Here is a 14,284-nt window from a genome sequence, read left to right on the forward strand (position 1 = left end):
ATACAAAGGTTCATGCGAAGGTGCCTTAAGGCCACGTTTGCGGAAATCGCCGGGCCTGCTATAGAGGCGCGAACGGGTCCTCGGGCCCCAAACGGACAACAGCAAAAGGGGCGGCATAATCATGGCCCATGAAGACATCGAAATTGACACCGACGCGCTGCAACGGCGGATGGACGGGGCGATGAATGCGTTGAAGGTGGAGTTCAGCAGCCTGCGCACGGGGCGCGCGTCGGCCTCGTTGCTGGATGCCATACAGGTGGACGCCTATGGCCAGATGACGCCGGTCAACCAGCTGGGAACGGTGAATGTGCCCGAGCCGCGGATGGTCGTGATCAATGTCTGGGACAAGGGCATGATCGGCAAGGTTGAAAAGGCGATCCGCGAAAGCGGCATCGGGATCAACCCGGTGACCGATGGGCCGCTGATCCGCCTGCCGATCCCTGAATTGAACGAAGAACGCCGTCGCGAACTTTCCAAGGTGGCGGCACAATATGCCGAAAGCGCCAAGGTCGCGATCCGCAACGTCCGCCGCGATGGGATGGATCAGATTAAAAAGGCCAAGGGCATGGGCGAGGACGATCAGAAGATGTGGTCGGAAGAGGTGCAGGAACTGACCGACAAGGCGATTGCGGCGGTCGACAAGGCTTTGGAATCGAAACAGGCCGAAATCATGCAGGTCTAGAACCTGAAATCGGCGGCCCTCGGCCCAAGGTCGGGGGCGCAAGATTTTCTGCGGTTATTTTGCGAATTCATGCGATAGACGAAAGGCCCGGATTGGTCGGGCAACAATGAGGCGGGCTTTCTTGGGCAGGCAGGATCAGACAGGCGACAGGCCAGAGCGCAGTGTTGACCATGTGGCCATCATCATGGATGGCAATGGGCGCTGGGCGGTCAACAAGGGCTGGCCGCGTCTGGTGGGGCATCGCAAAGGGGCGGAACGGGTCAAGGAAATCGTGCGCTGCGCACCGGATCTGGGGATCCGCTGGCTGACGATCTATGCGTTTTCGACGGAAAACTGGAAGCGTTCGACCGAAGAAGTGCTGGGCCTGATGTCGATCTTTGCCCGCTACATTGAGCGTGAGGCGGACCGGCTGGCAGCCGAAGGGGTGCGGATGCGCTTTATCGGCGACCGTTCGCGGCTGGACCCGAAGTTGCAGCGGCTGATGGCGGGGATTGAACAGCGCACTTCGGGGTTGAGCCGTCTGAACCTGACGGTGGCGATCAACTATGGCGGGCGGGATGAATTGGCGCGGGCCGCCAAACGGCTGGCGCAGGATGTGGCGGCGGGTCTGATTGCGGCTGATCAGGTGGATCAGGCGGCGCTGGAAGCGCGGCTGGACACGGCGGGTCTGCCGGATCCGGATCTCGTCATAAGGACCAGCGGCGAGACGCGGACCTCGAACTTTCTGCCTTGGCAATCGGCCTATGCCGAATATGAATTCACGCCGATCCTTTGGCCCGATTTCACCCGCGATGAGCTGGCGCGGATTGTGGGGCAGTTCGGCGGACGCGAAAGACGGTTTGGCGGGGTGATGGGGGCATGACCGAACAAGTGGCGAAGGGGCGCTGGTCCGATCTGGGGCGGCGGCTGGTTTCGGCTGTGGTGCTGGTGGCTATTGCTGCCGTGGACATCTGGACGGGTGGGCTATGGTTCATCTTGATGGTGGCTGGGCTGGTTGGGTTGATGGCTTGGGAGCTGGATCGGATGACGGCGCCTGACGGCGAATTGGTGCAGGCGCCGGGGCTGGCGCTGATGGCTGCCATTTGCTTGTTCGGGGCTGTTGGTTTTTCTGCGCCGATTGACGTGGCCCTGATCGGCGTGATCGCTGTGGGCTTTCTGGGAACTGACCGTCGGCAGCGGGTGCCTGCCACGCTGGCGATTCTGGCGATCATGCTGGCCGCGATGCAGCTTTGTCTGTTGCAGCATAAGCAGGGGACGCCTGCCCTGCTGTGGCTGATCGGGGTGGTCATCGCCTCGGATGTCTTGGGCTATTTTGCCGGGCGTTTGTTGGGCGGGCCGAAGTTCTGGCCGGCGATAAGCCCAAAGAAAACCTGGTCGGGCACTGTTGCTGGCTGGATTGGGGCCGGGCTGGTGGGTCTTGGTTTTGTGACTTGGGGCGGGGCACCTTGGGGGCTGGTCTGGGTTTCGGCGTTGCTGGCTTTGGCTGGTCAAATGGGGGATATCGGCGAAAGCTGGCTAAAGCGGCAGGCGGGCGTGAAGGACAGTTCCAATTTGATCCCCGGCCACGGCGGGGTGATGGATCGGTTTGATGCGCTGACCGGGGCGGCCTTGGCGCTGTTTTTGCTGCTGCATTTCTTTCCGGCCTTGCCGCTGCCCTTGGCCGAGCCGGACTTGGATCAGGGTCTGATCCGCTTTGAAATCCCGCTGGAAGACAGCGTTCCGTCCGAACCCGAGTTGTTCGGCCCGCGTATTCAGCCCTGATCCGATGCGGCGGGTATCGGTTTTCGGCGCGACGGGTTCGATCGGGGAAAGCACCTTTGATTTGCTGCTGCGCGGCGGGGGGCATCTGGCCTATCAAACGGTGGCTCTGACCGGGGGGCGGAATGTGACGCGCTTGGCCGAAATGGCGCGGGCCCTGCGGGCCGAGGTGGCCGTGACGGCGCATGAAGACTGTCTGACCGACCTGCGGCGGTTGCTGGAAGGCAGCGGTGTGCAGGTGGCCGCCGGCGAGGCGGCGTTGCGCGAGGCGGCAGAGCGGCCCGCCGATTGGGTCATGTCGGCGATTGTGGGGGCGGCGGGGCTGGCCCCCGGCATGATCGCGCTGGAACAGGGGGCGACGCTGGCGCTGGCCAACAAGGAAAGCCTTGTGACGGCGGGCGAGTTGCTGATGCAAACCGCCGCGCGGCACGGGGCGCGGGTTCTGCCCGTGGACAGCGAACATTCGGCCATCTTTCAGGCGCTGGTGGGCGAAGATATTGCGACCGTAGAACGCATCATCCTGACCGCCTCGGGCGGGGCGCTGCGCGACTGGCCTTTGGAAAGGCTGGCCACGGCCAGCGTGGCCGAGGCTTTGGCCCATCCGAACTGGTCGATGGGGCCACGGATCACCATCGACAGCGCGTCGATGTTCAACAAGGCGCTGGAGGTGATCGAAACGCGAGAGTATTTTGGCGTCGCACCGGAACAGATCGAGGTGATCATTCACCCCGAAAGCCTGATCCATTCGATGGTGGGGTATAGCGATGGGGCCATTATGGCGCATCTGGGGGCGCATGACATGCGCCATGCCATTGGCTATGCGCTGAACTGGCCGGAGCGGCAGGAATTGCCGGTGGCCCGGTTGAATTTCGCCGAAATCGCACGGTTGAGTTTTCGTGCGCCCGAAGACGCGCGTTACCCGGCGCTGCGGTTGGCGCGCGAGGTGATGGCGGTGCGCGGCAAGGCCGGAACGGTGTTCAATGCGGCAAAAGAGGTGGCGCTGGATCATTTCATCGCTGGTTCCTGCGGCTTCCTTGAAATGGCCGGAATTGTCGAGGACACGCTGTCGTGCATGGCCGGTCAGTTGACACTGAGCGCAGCCCCTGTTTCCTTGGCCGAGGTTCTGGAAACCGACGCTTTGGCGCGGGTCCGGGCGGCAGAAATGGCGGATAAGTTGCAAAGGGAAAAACGGACGTGAACCTGTTCGAAAGCCTGCCCGATTTCGGTGGCGGAATTCCCTTTACCGTCGTGGCCTTTGTGATCGCCTTGTCGATCATCGTCTTTGTGCATGAATATGGCCACTATATCATTGGTCGCTGGTCGGGCATCCATGCCGAAACCTTTTCCATCGGCTTTGGACCGGTGCTGTTTTCGCGGGTCGATAAGCGCGGCACGAAATGGCAGGTCGCGGCGATTCCGCTGGGCGGCTATGTCAAGTTTCTGGGCGATGCGAATGCCGCCTCGTTGAAGGATGGCGAGGCGATGGAGGGGCTGTCGCAGGTCGAACGCCGCCATACGATGCACGGCGCACCGCTTTGGGCGCGGGCGGCGACGGTGGCGGCCGGGCCGGGGTTCAACTTTATCTTTGCGCTGCTGGTCTTTGCGGGCATGAGCCTGTGGTTTGGTGTGGCGACCGAACGCGCGGTGGTGGGTGAGTTGAAACCTATTCCCGGTGTCGATCTGGTGCTGAAGCCGGGCGATGTGATCCTATCGATCAACGGCCAGCCGACGCCGGATCTGGAGGCGTTGGCCAAAGTGCAGGAAGGTTTGCGGCAAGAGCCCTCGCTGAGCTTGGAAATTGAACGGACGGGGCAAAAGCAGGTCGTGGAAACGCCGAACCTCACCTTGCCTTATGTGGAGTTTGTGAACCCACAGAGCGCGGCGAGCGAAGCTGGGATCGAATCTGGTGATCGGGTGATTGCGATCGACGGAAAGCCGATTTTTGCATTTGCTGACATTCGAGCGAATGTGGACGCATCCGGTGGAAAGCCTTTGGAACTGACCATCTTGCGCAGCGATCAGAGGCTTAATTTGATCATGTCTCCGAAATGGACAGATACACAGGGGGAAGATGGTAACTTTGAGCGCCGCCTGCTTCTGGGCCTGTCCGGTGGGCTGTTCTTTACCCCTGAACTGCGTTCGGCGGGCCCAATCGAGGCGATCACCTTGGGGGGACAGCAAGTCTGGACCACGCTGACCGGCAGCCTTTCGGGCCTGTGGCATATCGTCACGGGTTCCATCGGCACCTGTTCGATGAAGGGGATGCTGGGCATCGCCCAGACCTCGGGCGCTGCGGCCTCGCATGGATTGGACACGTTCATCAATTTCCTGGCGCTGTTGTCGACGGCTGTCGGCCTGCTGAACCTGATGCCTTTGCGCATTCTGGACGGGGGCCATCTGGCGGCCTTTGCCTATGAAGCGGTGGCGCGGCGTCCGCACCCGCAGGTGGTGGAAAACGTGCTGATCTATGTCAGCCTTTGCCTGATCCTGACGCTTTTCCTTGTCGCCAATTTCAACGATCTGCGCGCGATGAGCTGGGTTGCCAATGGCCTGCAAGCCCTTGGCGTGCCAGTCCAACAATGCTGATCCTCGCCCATCGGTTAAAAGCCTGTGGATGGGGCCTGAAAAGCTGATCAGGCCTTTTGACAAGCCATGGTATAACGGCTAGTCAGAACCACCAATTCAAGAATCCGGGGCGGCCGACCATGCATCTGAAAAATCTGGAAAAACCGGCGCTTCGGGGTTTCGGCGGAACATTGCTTCGGGCCTCGGCTATCGCGATTTCTGCCGCTTGTGCAACCACTTCCACGGGGTTCTTCACACCAGCCTTTGCCCAGACCTACAGCTTTTCCGGCGTCTCGGTTGAAGGCAATGAGCGCGTCGATGTCGAAACGATTCTGCGCTATGCCGGAATCGGGGCGGGCGTTGGCATCTCGTCCGGCGCGCTGAACGATGCCTATCAGCGGATCGCAGGTTCCGGCCTGTTTGAAACCGTGGAACTGGTGCCGTCGGGCAATACGCTGATCATCCGGGTGCAGGAATACCCGATGGTCAACGTTATCAATTTCGAAGGCAACAAGCGTCTGGATGATGAAAAGCTGGCCGAACTGGTCGGCTCGGCCTCGCGCCGTGTTTTTTCGCCCTCGCAGGCGGAATCGGACGCTGCGGCCATCACCGAAGCCTATCGCAATGCCGGTCGTATGGCCGCGACGGTCGAACCCAAGATCATCCGCCGTTCCGACAACCGCGTCGATCTGGTGTTCGAAGTGACCGAAGGCGAAGTGGCGGAAATCGAACGCCTGTCCTTTACCGGCAACCGCGCCTTCAGCGACCGCCGTCTGCGGCAGGTGCTGGAAACCAAACAGGCTGGCCTGCTGCGCCGTCTGATCAAGTCCGACACCTTCATTCCCGAACGGCTGGATCTGGACAAGCAATTGCTGTCCGACTTCTACATGTCGCGCGGCTATATTGACGTGCAAGTTACCGATGCGTCGGGTGAGGTGACGCGCGAGCGCGACGGGACTTTCGTGAACTTCACGGTGAAGGAAGGCCAGCAATATAAGCTGGGCAATGTCTCGGCCGTGTCCGAGGTGGAAGGCGTCGATGCAGCCGAATTCCAAGCAGCACTGCGGGCGCGTCCGGGCGTCATTTTCTCGCCCGCGATCATCGAAAACAACGTCGCGCGGCTGGAATCGCTGGCGCTGCAAAAGGGCCTGACCTTTGTGGCGGTGGAACCGCGCATCACGCGGGATGCCCAGGGGCGGGTGGTCGATGTGCAATTCACGCTGGTGCGGGGCCAAAAGGTTTTCGTCGAACGCATCGACATCGAAGGCAACACGACGACGCTGGACCAGGTGGTGCGCCGCCAGTTCCGCACGGTCGAAGGCGACCCGCTCAACCCGCGCGAATTGCGCCAGTCGGCGGAACGCATCCGCGCGCTGGGCTATTTTGCCGATGCGCAGGTTGAATCTGAGCCTGGCAGTTCACCGGATCAGGTGGTGGTGAACGTGGACGTGGAAGAGCAGCCGACAGGTTCGCTGTCCTTCGGTGTCAGCTATGGCGCTTCGCAAGGCGCGGCCATCACGGTGGGCTTTCAGGAAAGCAACTTTCTGGGTCGCGGCCAGTATCTGGGGATCAGCGTTTCGTCAGGATCAGACAGCATCAACTCGGGCATCAATTTTGTTGAACCTGCCTTCCTTGGTCGTGATCTGAAATTTAAGTTCAGCGCAAACTACAACACCTCGGACTATGACAACGCTTTTTACGCGACCCGGCGGATTGGGATTACTCCGGCGCTTGATTTCCCCATCAGCCAAAATGGCCGTTTGGAACTGCGCGCGGGGCTGAGCCAGGCCAAGATTTATGACGTTGACCGTGGCACCGCCGATGATCTGGCGACACCCGAGGATGAGACCTCGAACGGTTCGTCGCGCATTTTGCGGGCTGAGGAACGGACAGGCGCGCCAACGCTGTTCTCGCTGGGGGCGACCTATTCCTACGACACGCGGATCACCGGGCTGAACCCGAATGGCGGCGTGGTGCTGCGCTTTGGCACTGATATCGTCGGGGCCGGCGATTTCCAGTATCTCAAGACCGAGGCCTCGGCGCTTGCGGAAACCAAGATCTGGAACGAGGAAGTCACCGTTCGAGCCATTTTCGAGGGCGGGGCTGTCAACATGCTGAATGGCAACAGCCGAGTGACCGAGCGCTTCTTTGGCAACGGCAAGATCCGCGGCTTTGATCCGAACGGCATCGGGCCGCGCGATCTGGGGGCCGACAACGAAGACGCCTTGGGTGGCAACCTTTACGCCGTGGCGCGTTTTGAGGCCGATTTCCCGCTGGGCCTGCCCGAAGAATACGGTCTGGGTGGTGGCGTCTTCTTTGACGTGGGATCGGTCTGGTCGCTGGACAATGTGAACGGCACTGGTGGTGCGGTTGATGACGGGATGAACCTGCGCTCGGCGATTGGCTTCTCGTTGCTTTGGGACACGCCGATTGGCCCGTTGCGGATGAATTTTTCCAAGGCGCTGGTGAAGGAAGACTATGACAAAGAACGCAGCTTTGACCTGACCGTGCAGACCCAGTTCTGATTATGCGGACGGCGATCATGGCGCTGTTTTTGGCCCTTGCCCCAGTGGCAGGGGCCTTTGCACAGGCGACTTCTGGGGCGGTCCTGACGGTGGATATGGACCGGTTGCTGCGGGAAACGGCGATCGGCAAAGCGGCCGCTCTGCGCCTGGAAAATGAGACAAAAGCCCTGCAAACCGAAAACCGGCGGATCGACGCCGAATTGGAGGCCGAGGAAAAGGCCCTGACAGCGCGGCGGAGCAGTCTGCCAGCGGAGGACTTTCGGACGCTGGCCGAGGCTTTCGACGCCAAGGTCGAAAAGCTGCGCGGTGAACAGGATGCCAAGGGGCGCAGCCTGACCGAGGCACGCGAAGTGGAACGACAAAAGATCTTGGAGGCTGCGGTGCCTGTTTTGGCGGATTTGTTGGCGCAAAAGGGTGGCGATGTCATTCTGGACAAGAATACGGTGATCTTGTCCTTTGATCGGAATGACGTGACGGATGCAGCCATTTTGGCCATTGATGCCGCTTTGGGCGACGGCAGCGGTGCGCCCTCGCCGTAACAGGCTGTGAGGGCGGGGCGCTTGCCCGGCCCGGCCCAAGTTGCTAGTCAGTCGGAACGTCGCGCATCAGCGACCGGCCAAGGGGACATCCATGCAAGACGACAAGCAACCGGCGAAATGGGCGGACACGTCCGAGGCCGACATCAACCTGATCAAGCGGGCCATTCCCCATCGTTATCCCTTCCTGCTTGTCGACAAGGTGCGTGACATCGTCCTGAACGATGGCTGCGTGGGCATCAAGAACGTGACGGTGAACGAGCCGCAGTTCCAAGGCCATTTCCCGGCGGTTCCGGTCTTTCCCGGCGTGCAGATCGTCGAAGCTTTGGCCCAGACCTCTGGCGTGCTGGTGGCCCTGTCGATGGATTTGGTGGACAAGAACCCGCTGGTCTATTTCATGACGGTCGACAACTGCAAATTCCGCCGCAAGGTGGGGCCGGGTGACGTGCTGGAACTGAAAGTGACAGTGAAGCGCGGCGGTGGCCGGGTTTGGAAGTTTTCTGGTGTGGCGACGGTGGATGGGGAGCTGGCCTGCGAATGCGATTTCGCGGCGATGATCGACATGTCGCAGGCGCATTGATGGCCGATATTCATCCCAGCGCCCTTGTCGATCCGGGGGCGAAGATCGGCGAAGGCTGCCAGATCGGACCGTTTTCGGTGATCGGGCCGGATGTGACGCTGGCCCCCGGCGTTGTGGTGAAAAGCCATGCCGTCGTGACCGGCTGGACCGATGTGGGCGAAGGGACGGTGATCTTTCCTTTCGCCTGTGTGGGCGAGGTTCCCCAAGACCTCAAGTTCAAGGGTGAAAAGACCCGGCTGATCGTCGGTGCCCGCTGCAAGATCCGCGAAGGGGCGACGCTGAACGCCGGCACCGAAGGCGGGGGCGGGGTGACGCGGGTAGGGGATGACTGCCTGCTGATGACGGGTTCGCATGTGGGGCATGATGCGACGCTGGGCAACCGAGTGATTCTGGCCAATCAGGTGGCGGTGGCGGGCCATTGCTGGCTGGGGGATGATGTGATTGTCGGTGGGCTTTCGGGCATTCACCAATGGGTGCGGGTTGGGCATGGGGCGATCATCGGGGCGGTCACAATGGTGACGAATGACGTGATCCCCTATGGTCTGGTGCAGGGGCCGCGCGGCGAACTGGATGGGCTGAACCTTGTCGGCCTGAAACGGCGCGGGGTCGAACGGTCGGAAATCACGGCGCTGCGGGCGGGTTATCAGATGCTGGCGCAGGGCGAGGGGACCTTCCTTGATCGGGCGCGGCGGCTGGGTGACGAAACCGACAGTGCGCATGTGCGGGAAGTGATCGACTTTGTCCTTTCCGCCAGCGACCGCAGCTTTCTGACCCCGAAATGAGCGGGCGTTTGGCGATCATTGCCGGGCGGGGGGCGTTGCCTCAGGCGGTTCTGGCGGCCTTGGAGGCCCAGCCCTTGGTGGCCGCAATGGAGGGTTTTGCGCCAGCAGGCCTGACGCCGGACATGACCTTCCGGGTGGAGCGTCTGGTGCCCTTTTTCCGGGCGCTGCATGATGCGGAGGTGGATCGGGTGCTGTTTGCGGGGGCGGTCACGCGGCCGCGTCTGGACCCGGCCTTGTTCGACCCCGATACGGCGACTTTGGTGCCACGTCTGATGGCGGCGATGCAGGCGGGGGATGATGCCACTTTGCGGGCCGTGATCGGCCTGTTCGAAGAGGCGGATTTGCCGGTGGTGGGGTTGGAGGATGTCGCCCCTGATCTGTTGCCCAAGGCCGGGGTTCTGGCGGGCGAACCGGGCGAACGCGACTCCGCCGATGCGGATCGGGCGGCGGTGATCGTGGCGGCGCTGGGTTCGGTCGATGTGGGGCAGGGGGCCGTGGTGCAGCAGGGGCTGTGTCTGGCCGTCGAAACCCTGACCGGCACCGATGCGATGCTGGCGGGCGTGGCCGCCATTCCGGCGGCTTTGCGTCCGATGGGCACCAAAGGCCTGTTCTTCAAGGCCACGAAACCGGGGCAGGATCGGCGGATCGATCTGCCGACGCTTGGACCAAACACGGTGCAAGCCGTGGCCGCCGCCGGGCTGGGCGGCGTTGTCTGGCCAGCGGGGGATGTGATCTGCCTTGACCTGCCAGCGATGCAGGCCTTGGCCGCCGAAAAGGGCCTTTTCCTGTGGGCGCGCTAAGACTGTTCCTGCTGGCGGGGGAACCCTCGGGCGACCGGCTTGGGGCGGCGCTGATGGCCGGGCTGAAACAACTGAACCCCGAAGTGACCTTCTTTGGTGTCGGCGGGCCACTGATGCAGGCGCAAGGCATGGTCAGCCTGTTCCCAATGCAGGAATTGTCGGTGATGGGCATTGCCGAGATTCTGCCCAAGTATTTTCATCTGAAGCGCCGCATCCGCCAATGCGCCGATGCCGTGCTGGACGGGGCCGCCGATGCCCTGATTACCATCGACAGCCCCGATTTCAGCCTGCGCGTGGCGGCGCTGGTCAAAAACGCCCGCGAAGGGCTGCCCACCATCCACTATGTCGCGCCCTCGGTTTGGGCTTGGCGGCCCAAGCGGGCGGCGAAAATGGCGCGGGTGATTGACCATGTGCTGGCCCTGCTGCCGTTCGAGCCGCCCTATATGCAGGCCGAAGGCATGACTTGCGATTTCGTTGGCCATCCGGTGGTCGCAGAACCCTTGGCCGAGGGCGGGGATACGGCGGCTTTTGAAGGGGAAGGGCCGCTGGTCCTTGTCCTACCCGGATCGCGCCGCAGCGAAGTGACACGCCTTGCGCCGGTCTTTGGCGCAACGCTTGCGCGGCTGAAGCAGCGGCATCCTGACCTGCGGGTCGTGCTGCCCAGCCTGCCCGTGATTGCCCCCTTGGTGCAGGAATTGACCGCCAACTGGCCCGTTTCGCCGCAGATCGTCACCGATACCGAGGCCAAACGCGGTGCCTTTGCCGTGGCCGATGTCGCGCTTGCCGCCTCGGGCACCGTGTCGCTGGAACTGGCGGCGAACGGTTGCCCGATGGTCATCGCCTATGACATGCATTGGTTCAGCCTTTGGCTGATGCGCCGTCTCGCGTTGATCGACACGGTGACTTTGGTCAATCTGGTCAGCGAAACCCGTGTTGTGCCGGAGTTTATCGGCCCCGACTGTCGGCCCGACAAGATTGCCCCGGCGCTGGATCACCTTTTGACCGACGAATCCGCCCGAATGCAGCAAGCGCAGGCGATGGAACTGACGATGGAACGTCTGGGCCGTGGCGGCGAGCCGCCGGGCCTGCGTGCCGCGCGGTCGGTCCTGAATTTCCTGAACGCGCCTTAGTCGCGCACCAGCCGCAAATAGCTGCGTTCGGCTGATGGCGGCGAAAAGACCGTCGCAGGTTCTGCAAAACCTTCGACCAAGGGCAAAGGTTCGGCCACATGCCGCCCCGCTTTGCCCCGCACCTCACCCCCGCCCGCCAGAAGGGGCGTCACCGTGCTGCTTGCGGCAAAAAACCGCCGCGCCCGACGCCCCGGTTCGCCTGACAGTGCCAGACAGCCAATGGCCAGATCCGTCTCACCCATGTCATTCCGCAACGGCAACAGCAAGGCCTGTGCCGCCAGCGCCGATCGGCCAAGGCCCCGTTCTGCCTCTAGCCGCAGCTCCAGCAGGGCGGGCCCGGTGAACACCTGTTCCACATCCGCACCCATCTGCGCCCGCCCGCGCGGATCAAACAACACCGACATGGGCATTCCCCGCGGATCGCAACCGACCAGATCGCCGATCAACGCCCCCGCAATGCGGAACCGTGCGACACTGGGCGCCACTCTTTCCACGATAAAGGCCCCAGCCAAGGCCCCCTCCATCCCGCGCGGGTTAATCTGGCTGCGAAACGGCGCGCGACCATCCTCGCGCAGCGCCTCCCAATAGCCCCGCAGCTCTTGCAGGGGGGCGGCCAGTATCGGGGCCGGGGCTGGCGCTTGGAAACGATCAGAACCTGGAAACACGATCAACATCATACACCCTCGCACCCTTGGCCAACCCGGCCCTCGATAAGCGTAAAATACACCCTTTCCGCCATTGGTGGCGCAAATTCTAAAGAAATGGTAAACGGCGCGACCGGGGGAATTTGGAACAATCAGGGCGCGAAAAGGGGGCAAGATGCAGTCGATGACCGGGTTTTCTGCAAGGCGGGGGCAATTTCAGGGCCAGTCCTGGGCTTGGGACATGCGTTCCGTTAACGGTAAAGGGCTCGACCTGCGGCTGCGCCTTCCCGACGGGATTGAGGGGTTGGAACTCGCCCTGCGCGGCGAATTGGCCAAGGCGATCAGCCGCGGCAATGTCAGCCTGAACCTGAAAGTCGCGCGTGAGGATGGGGCCGCCGCACAGGCCTATGCGGTGAACCCCGCGATGCTTTCGGCCGCGCTGGTGGCCTTGGCGCAGGTGGAAACAGCGGCCCGCAGCGCAGGCCTGACGCTGTCCCCGGCCAAGCCCAGCGACATCCTGACCCTGCGCGGCGTGCTGGACGCGGGCAGCGTGGACGAAGACACCACCCCGCTGCGCGCCGCCCTTCTGGCCGATTTCGCGGGGCTTCTGGGGGATTTCACTGCGATGCGCCGGGCGGAAGGTGCGGCCCTCAAGGCGGTAATCGCGGCACAACTGGACCAGATCGCCCAGCTGACCCAAGCTGCGACGGCAGAGGCCGAGGCCCGCAAGGACCAAGCCGCCCAAAGCCTGCGCGACACTCTGGCGCGGCTTCTGGTGCAGATCGAGGTGCCGGATGAAACAAGGTTGGCGCAGGAGCTGGCCCTTTTGGCGGTGAAAACCGATGTGACCGAGGAACTCGACCGCCTGACCGCCCACATCGCCGCCGCCCGCGCCCTGCTGGAGGACAAGGCCCCGGTGGGCCGCAAGCTGGATTTTCTGATGCAGGAATTTCTGCGCGAGGCGAATACGCTGTGTTCCAAGGCCCAGTCGCTGGCGCTGACCCGGATCGGGCTTGACCTGAAAACGGTGTTGGATCAGATGCGCGAACAGGTTCAAAACGTGGAATGACCATGCGACGCGGGCTTTTGTTAATCCTTTCCTCTCCGTCCGGCGCGGGAAAATCCACGCTGGCGCGCAAGCTGATGGAATGGGACACGACTTTGCGCTTTTCGGTGTCGGCCACCACCCGCCCGCCACGGCCGGGCGAGCAGGACGGGCGGGAGTATTATTTCCGGGGCCGCGAGGAGTTTCAGGCGATGGTCGCCGCGGGCGACATGCTGGAACATGCCGAGGTTTTCGGCAATTTCTACGGCAGCCCCCGCGCCCCCGTCGAACAGGCGATGCGCGAAGGGCGGGACACTTTGTTCGACATCGACTGGCAGGGCGGCCAGCAAATCCGCAATTCAGCCTTGGGGCGGGATGTCGTGTCGGTCTTTGTCCTGCCGCCCTCGATTGCGGAACTGGAACGCCGCCTGCGCGGTCGGGCGCAGGACAGTGACGATGTGATCGCCGGACGCATGGCAAAAAGCCAAAGCGAGATCAGCCATTGGGCGGAATATGATTACGTTCTGGTCAACGGCGACTTGGATCAGGCCTTTGCCGAACTGGTCACAATCCTGCAAGCCGAACGGATGCGGCGCGACCGTCAGCCCGAACTCTCCGAATTCGTGCGCGGCCTGAACGCAGAGTTTGCAGCGCGATGATCTATGCCTTGGACAGCCAGACGCCCATCTTGGGGCAGGGTGCTTGGGTCGCGGATACGGCCCGTTTGGTGGGGCGCGTGACGCTGGGCGATCAGGCCTCGGTCTGGTTCGGGGCGGTCGTTCGGGGCGACAACGAACCCATCAGCATCGGCGCGCGGACGAACGTGCAGGACAACGCCGTTCTGCATTCGGATTGGGACTATCCCCTGACCATCGGCGATGATTGCACCATCGGCCACGGAGCCATCGTGCATGGTTGCACGATTGGCCATGGCGTGCTGGTGGGCATGGGCGCGATCATCCTGAACGGGGCCAGAATTGGCGACGGCTGCCTGATTGGCGCGGGGGCGCTGGTGACCGAAGGCAAAGAGATTCCGTCCGGTTCGCTGGTGGTGGGCAGTCCCGCCAAGGTGATCCGCGAATTGGACGCCGCGGCGCGTTCCAAGCTGCTGTTGTCGGCAGAAAACTATGCCAAGAACGCTGCCCGATTTGCCGAAGGCCTGCGCCCTGTTGACCGGTGATCTGGCGGCATGGCCTGCGGCCATAAGCCTATGCTGGCCCGCTGCGCGGGGTGATGC

General features: G+C 62.6%; 15 protein-coding genes. 14 read left to right on the forward strand and 1 reads right to left on the reverse strand.

Going from position 1 to position 14,284, the window contains the following annotated elements; translation table 11 throughout:
- Positions 1-121 precede the first annotated feature (121 nt).
- From frr to lpxB, 11 genes are all read left to right on the forward strand, one after another.
- Positions 122-682 (forward strand): ribosome recycling factor, encoded by a 561-nt coding sequence (gene frr / locus IE095_RS11355; RefSeq protein ID WP_189411774.1) that lies wholly within the window; start codon positions 122-124, stop codon positions 680-682.
- A gap of 106 nt (positions 683-788) precedes the next feature.
- On the forward strand, positions 789-1,544 hold the full coding sequence (gene uppS, locus IE095_RS11360; protein WP_189411775.1) for a polyprenyl diphosphate synthase: 756 nt from the start codon (positions 789-791) through the stop codon (positions 1,542-1,544).
- A complete protein-coding gene (locus tag IE095_RS11365) occupies positions 1,541-2,443 on the forward strand; it encodes a phosphatidate cytidylyltransferase (RefSeq protein WP_189411776.1) in 903 nt (300 codons plus the stop codon). Before uppS ends, IE095_RS11365 begins: the two co-directional genes overlap by 4 nt.
- A gap of 4 nt (positions 2,444-2,447) precedes the next feature.
- The gene (gene dxr / locus IE095_RS11370) at positions 2,448-3,638 is read left to right on the forward strand and encodes a 1-deoxy-D-xylulose-5-phosphate reductoisomerase (protein ID WP_189411777.1); all 1,191 of its coding nucleotides are present in this window, start codon (positions 2,448-2,450) and stop codon (positions 3,636-3,638) included.
- Positions 3,635-5,026: an RIP metalloprotease RseP gene (gene rseP / locus IE095_RS11375; RefSeq protein WP_189411778.1), complete on the forward strand. Its 1,392-nt coding sequence runs from the start codon at positions 3,635-3,637 to the stop codon at positions 5,024-5,026. The genes dxr and rseP overlap by 4 nt, the downstream gene beginning before the upstream one ends.
- Before the next feature lie 119 nt (positions 5,027-5,145).
- Entirely contained in the window at positions 5,146-7,530 is a 2,385-nt protein-coding gene (bamA, locus tag IE095_RS11380; RefSeq protein ID WP_189411779.1) for an outer membrane protein assembly factor BamA, read from the forward strand.
- 2 nt (positions 7,531-7,532) lie between these two features.
- Positions 7,533-8,069: an OmpH/Skp family outer membrane protein gene (locus IE095_RS11385; protein WP_189411780.1), complete on the forward strand. Its 537-nt coding sequence runs from the start codon at positions 7,533-7,535 to the stop codon at positions 8,067-8,069.
- Between the two features lie 91 nt (positions 8,070-8,160).
- Complete coding sequence (fabZ, locus tag IE095_RS11390; protein WP_189411781.1) at positions 8,161-8,646, forward strand: 3-hydroxyacyl-ACP dehydratase FabZ; 486 nt, start codon at positions 8,161-8,163, stop codon at positions 8,644-8,646.
- Positions 8,646-9,428, forward strand: coding sequence for an acyl-ACP--UDP-N-acetylglucosamine O-acyltransferase (gene lpxA, locus IE095_RS11395; RefSeq protein WP_189411782.1), 783 nt, complete (start codon positions 8,646-8,648; stop codon positions 9,426-9,428). Before fabZ ends, lpxA begins: the two co-directional genes overlap by 1 nt.
- Positions 9,425-10,228, forward strand: coding sequence for an LpxI family protein (locus tag IE095_RS11400; protein ID WP_189411783.1), 804 nt, complete (start codon positions 9,425-9,427; stop codon positions 10,226-10,228). Before lpxA ends, IE095_RS11400 begins: the two co-directional genes overlap by 4 nt.
- A complete protein-coding gene (gene lpxB / locus IE095_RS11405; RefSeq protein WP_189411784.1) occupies positions 10,216-11,358 on the forward strand; it encodes a lipid-A-disaccharide synthase in 1,143 nt (380 codons plus the stop codon). The genes IE095_RS11400 and lpxB overlap by 13 nt, the downstream gene beginning before the upstream one ends.
- On the opposite strand, the gene IE095_RS11410 is transcribed toward lpxB, so the two are convergent.
- Positions 11,355-12,035, reverse strand: a complete 681-nt coding sequence (locus IE095_RS11410; protein WP_189411785.1) for a PAS domain-containing protein — start codon at positions 12,033-12,035, stop codon at positions 11,355-11,357. The genes lpxB and IE095_RS11410 overlap by 4 nt on opposite strands.
- Positions 12,036-12,177: 142 nt before the next feature.
- On the opposite strand from IE095_RS11410, the gene IE095_RS11415 reads away from it, so the two are divergent.
- The 3 genes from IE095_RS11415 to IE095_RS11425 are packed head-to-tail and all read left to right on the forward strand — an operon-like array spanning position 12,178 to position 14,227.
- Positions 12,178-13,071: a YicC/YloC family endoribonuclease gene (locus IE095_RS11415; protein ID WP_229804731.1), complete on the forward strand. Its 894-nt coding sequence runs from the start codon at positions 12,178-12,180 to the stop codon at positions 13,069-13,071.
- A gap of 2 nt (positions 13,072-13,073) precedes the next feature.
- On the forward strand, positions 13,074-13,706 hold the full coding sequence (gene gmk, locus IE095_RS11420; RefSeq protein WP_373295414.1) for a guanylate kinase: 633 nt from the start codon (positions 13,074-13,076) through the stop codon (positions 13,704-13,706).
- Positions 13,703-14,227 (forward strand): gamma carbonic anhydrase family protein, encoded by a 525-nt coding sequence (locus IE095_RS11425; protein ID WP_189411787.1) that lies wholly within the window; start codon positions 13,703-13,705, stop codon positions 14,225-14,227. The genes gmk and IE095_RS11425 overlap by 4 nt, the downstream gene beginning before the upstream one ends.
- Positions 14,228-14,284 lie beyond the last annotated feature (57 nt).

Origin of the sequence: Neogemmobacter tilapiae (assembly GCF_014652215.1) — a bacterium.
GTDB classification, from domain to species: domain Bacteria; phylum Pseudomonadota; class Alphaproteobacteria; order Rhodobacterales; family Rhodobacteraceae; genus Neogemmobacter; species Neogemmobacter tilapiae.

Coding starts and splice junctions, on each gene's coding strand:
- frr (WP_189411774.1), top strand. CDS start 122: ATGGCCCATGAAGACATCGAAATTGACACCGACGCGCTGCAACGGCGG.
- uppS (WP_189411775.1), top strand. CDS start 789: ATGAGGCGGGCTTTCTTGGGCAGGCAGGATCAGACAGGCGACAGGCCA.
- IE095_RS11365 (WP_189411776.1), top strand. CDS start 1,541: ATGACCGAACAAGTGGCGAAGGGGCGCTGGTCCGATCTGGGGCGGCGG.
- dxr (WP_189411777.1), top strand. CDS start 2,448: ATGCGGCGGGTATCGGTTTTCGGCGCGACGGGTTCGATCGGGGAAAGC.
- bamA (WP_189411779.1), top strand. CDS start 5,146: ATGCATCTGAAAAATCTGGAAAAACCGGCGCTTCGGGGTTTCGGCGGA.
- IE095_RS11385 (WP_189411780.1), top strand. CDS start 7,533: ATGCGGACGGCGATCATGGCGCTGTTTTTGGCCCTTGCCCCAGTGGCA.
- fabZ (WP_189411781.1), top strand. CDS start 8,161: ATGCAAGACGACAAGCAACCGGCGAAATGGGCGGACACGTCCGAGGCC.
- lpxA (WP_189411782.1), top strand. CDS start 8,646: ATGGCCGATATTCATCCCAGCGCCCTTGTCGATCCGGGGGCGAAGATC.
- IE095_RS11400 (WP_189411783.1), top strand. CDS start 9,425: ATGAGCGGGCGTTTGGCGATCATTGCCGGGCGGGGGGCGTTGCCTCAG.
- IE095_RS11410 (WP_189411785.1), bottom strand. CDS start 12,035: ATGATGTTGATCGTGTTTCCAGGTTCTGATCGTTTCCAAGCGCCAGCC.
- IE095_RS11415 (WP_229804731.1), top strand. CDS start 12,178: ATGCAGTCGATGACCGGGTTTTCTGCAAGGCGGGGGCAATTTCAGGGC.
- gmk (WP_373295414.1), top strand. CDS start 13,074: ATGCGACGCGGGCTTTTGTTAATCCTTTCCTCTCCGTCCGGCGCGGGA.
- IE095_RS11425 (WP_189411787.1), top strand. CDS start 13,703: ATGATCTATGCCTTGGACAGCCAGACGCCCATCTTGGGGCAGGGTGCT.